Here is a 3,472-nt window from a genome sequence, read left to right as displayed (position 1 = left end):
CTTACTGAACTATCACCTTTCTCGATCGCGCTGACTATCTTCTCTCGAAAATCCACCGAATAAGCTTTCATTTACGATCTACTTTTACAATGCTTGATTGTCCCACATTTAGATGCAAACCGCTGTAGTAGTTTTAGAGTTTTTTCTTAAGAAAAAATAATTTTCTATTTATCTAGCTAATGAGTGAGAATTTACATGAATATTGTATAAAGCTGCTAATCTTTCTGTATCTTTCATATTTTAAAAATTAGGCGTTGGTGAATGCATAATGCTGAGACAAGTTTTTACTAATCTATACTGTTATTCAAAATTATTTCAAAGCTTATAGCCTATAGCTTATAGCTTATAGCTACGAACCGTATTATTTTGGGTGACATTACTTAAATCAGCAACGCCAAAAATTACTAATTAGGAGACTCTGCATATCTAACTAATTCCCCTAGTTTTTGACGCAAAGTTTCTAAACCTAAACGCTTGCTTGCAGAAATAAACACAGCTAAAGGATATTCATCTTTTGCTTTAGCTAAAGTTTTGCTGGTTGCGCGATCTAATTTATTAAAAGCAAGTAAAATAGGGCCAACCGCTATGGGCATTTCTTGTAAAATCTTCATTACCGAACGAATTTGATTTTCCCAAGCAGGATGGGAAAGATCGACTACATGAAGTAAAGCATCTGCTTCGGTTACTTCTTCTAAGGTTGCACGAAATGCATCCACTAAAGAGGGTGGTAATTCTTGGATAAAACCTACTGTATCCGTCATTAAAATCGTAATTAGTTCTTCGGTAACAGGATCGGGAACGGGTAAACGACGAGTGGTAGGATCGAGAGTAGCAAATAGCTGATCTGCTGCATATACCTCTGCATTAGTAAGAGCATTAATTAAAGTTGATTTTCCAGCATTAGTATAACCAACGATCGCTATTGTGGGAACTTCTTGTTTTTGTCTTTGTTGGCGTAACCTAGAGCGATGCTCCTGTAAGCGATTGACTTCTTTTTGTAGGTTGGTAATCCGCTTTTGGATGGTACGTCTTTCTGTTTCTAGTTTAGTTTCTCCAGGCCCTCTTGTACCAATACCACCCCCTAAACGTGACATGGCTTTACCTCTACCCATCAGACGAGGAAGCATATACTCTAGCTGGGCTAATTCTACTTGTAGTTTCCCTGCACTGGATTGGGCGCGTTGGGCGAAGATGTCTAATATTACTTCAGTGCGATCTACTACTCTGACACCAAACTGCATTTCTAAATTACGTATCTGTGCGGGAGATAAGCTACGATCGAATACTACCAAGGTTGCACCGAGAGTTTGTACTCTTAAGGCGATTTCTTGTACTTTACCCCCACCCACTACAGTTTGCGGATGAGAGCGCGATCGCTTTTGAGTAATAGTTTGTAATACTTTGCCCCCTGCTGTGTCTACTAAACGGGCTAATTCGGCTAAACTAGAGGTGGATTCTTGCTCTGTAGCACGATCTGTTTGTAATCCAACTAATATCACCAGATCGTGACCTTCTTCTACCTGTTGCGCGATATATTCCCTTTCAAACTCTGCTTCTAAACCTTCTACCAAATCAAAAAAGTCTTCATCGGTAACAGCTTCTAAACTCATGGATTCAGAAACCGTCCAATAGTCTTTAATGTCTAATTTAAAATCAGGTTGGGGTAATAGGTGCGCTAAGTAAGCCTCTTTAATATATCCTGTTGCACCACCACCTTTTCTAAATTTACCCGTACCAGTGAGGGTAATTACAACCAGCGCATCTAACCTCTGACGTAGCATTGCAGTGAGGCTAGATTCTTTAGGGGGACTATCATTTAGTTTGGCGGTAATGCAGCGAATACCACAAAGCCTTTCTGCACCATAACGAGGCAATTCTAAAGGGGGAATTTGAGTCTGTCCAGGAGTGCCTACACCTACCCTAATTACCTGTCCGCGACGGTTAATATAAGCACAAACCGAGTCATCAATTGCTGTAGCAACTGCTGCTAAACTTTGAGCAAATTCAGGAGTGGTTAAGCGATCTCCTGGCAGTCGTTGATGGTACAATTTTTTTAACTGCTTAATTTGGTTTGTCTTTAATCCTTTGTAGTTGCCGTAGATAGTATCGATAAGTCCGATCCCTAAAATAAGTTTGTAATTATGACCTATATTTTAGCGAGATCGATTTGGTAAATTGCAACACTTTTGAGATTTTTTAACAGAGCGATCGTTTTTAAGAGTAATTCTGTAACCAGTAGTCAGTTATTTGTTGTTGGTTGGTTACCGATAGCTTAAATTAGTATGCTTTTATTATGATAATACAACGCAAAATATTTTTATAACAACAGTTACTTTTTTCCTCAGTTATGAATAACAAATGGAATATTATTTGGAAAAGTTATTACCAACAAGCTAGGCTGATGCAAATCAGTCCAATAGCCAAATAATTTACTACACAGTTTTCATGTCGTTATTTGCTAGCTCCAAGAAAGTTTTTCGTTTGGAGAACATAGATTGTCCAAAAAGGTCATCGATCCATTGAGATAGGTCAACTGAAGGAAGTAACGCAGAGCAAATTTTCCAAGGACAATTCAGTAAATTAATTGCCCAATTAACTAATCTCTCGGCATTAAAATAACGACATTGCGCTCGTTGAGAAGGAGGAGCTAAGAAAGCTAATTCTGTTTGTTGCAATTGTTGTTTACAGCGAGAAAATCTGGAAAATCTGGAAAATCTGGAGCAATCCCTAATTCTTTTTTGAGTAAGTTTGCCATAGAATGGGTCACATCATAGGTAGACATCACTTGTGGGTGCTTTTCTTGATAGAGTTTAATTCCTTTTTTCAAATTGCTACCATTATCTGCCACAATTTGCCGAGGAATTCCTACCTTAGTAGTTAGTGATGACAAAATTTCTTGAATCCATTCTCCCGTGGCTGATTGGGTAACTTCAATGCCCAAAATTTCCCCATCTGTATGTTTTAAAGCCCTTCCTTCTTTTAAGACCTGTGATTGCCAAATTTTCTCCGAAATTCCATAAATTACTAACGCTTTTTCTCGTCCTAATTCTAAGGTTAAATCGACAACATACAGCAGTTTGCATCTAAATGTGGGACAATCAAGCATTGTAAAAGTAGATCGTAAATGAAAGCTTATTCGGTGGATTTTCGAGAGAAGATAGTCAGCGCGATCGAGAAAGGTGATAGTTCAGTAAGAAAAGTTGCACAACGTTTTGGAGTTAGCAAAAACTGTGTTCAAAAGTTAGTCACTCAGAAGCGAACAAAGGGGCATATCCTTCCAGGCAAGCAGGGTGGCTCGATGGTAAGTCCTGTTATGAAATATCAAGCCCAATTGATAGCTATCTTTGAGAAACAGAATGACGCGACTTTAGCAGAATATTGTGAACTGCTCTATGATGAGACAGGGCTATGGGTGAGTCAAAGTACTATGTGTCGAACATTCCAGCGATGGGAATTGCCCCTGAAAAAAAAA

At 38.6% G+C, this 3,472-nt stretch carries 4 protein-coding genes; 1 reads left to right on the top strand and 3 read right to left on the bottom strand.

Going from position 1 to position 3,472, the window contains the following annotated elements; translation table 11 throughout:
* Positions 1–404: 404 nt before the first annotated feature.
* The 3 genes from hflX to H1P_RS31900 form a co-directional block, all read right to left on the bottom strand.
* Positions 405–2,111 (bottom strand): GTPase HflX, encoded by a 1,707-nt coding sequence (gene hflX / locus H1P_RS31910; RefSeq protein WP_144875296.1) that lies wholly within the window; start codon positions 2,109–2,111, stop codon positions 405–407.
* 321 nt (positions 2,112–2,432) lie between these two features.
* Entirely contained in the window at positions 2,433–2,675 is a 243-nt protein-coding gene (locus H1P_RS31905) for a hypothetical protein (RefSeq protein ID WP_144875294.1), read from the bottom strand.
* Complete coding sequence (locus H1P_RS31900; RefSeq protein ID WP_144875292.1) at positions 2,657–3,106, bottom strand: hypothetical protein; 450 nt, start codon at positions 3,104–3,106, stop codon at positions 2,657–2,659. The genes H1P_RS31905 and H1P_RS31900 overlap by 19 nt, the downstream gene beginning before the upstream one ends.
* Before the next feature lie 18 nt (positions 3,107–3,124).
* Here H1P_RS31900 and H1P_RS31895 point away from each other — a divergent pair.
* Positions 3,125–3,472: helix-turn-helix domain-containing protein (locus H1P_RS31895; RefSeq protein ID WP_144875290.1), on the top strand; the 348-nt coding region annotated here is incomplete at its 3' end.

It is taken from the genome of Hyella patelloides LEGE 07179, from assembly GCF_900659865.1.
GTDB classification, from domain to species: Bacteria; Cyanobacteriota; Cyanobacteriia; order Cyanobacteriales; family Xenococcaceae; genus Hyella; species Hyella patelloides.
The sequence above is the reverse complement of the archived record's forward strand: the minus strand, read 5'-3'. Positions and strand labels throughout refer to the sequence as shown.

Coding starts and splice junctions, on each gene's coding strand:
- H1P_RS31900 (WP_144875292.1), bottom strand. CDS start 3,106: ATGCTTGATTGTCCCACATTTAGATGCAAACTGCTGTATGTTGTCGAT.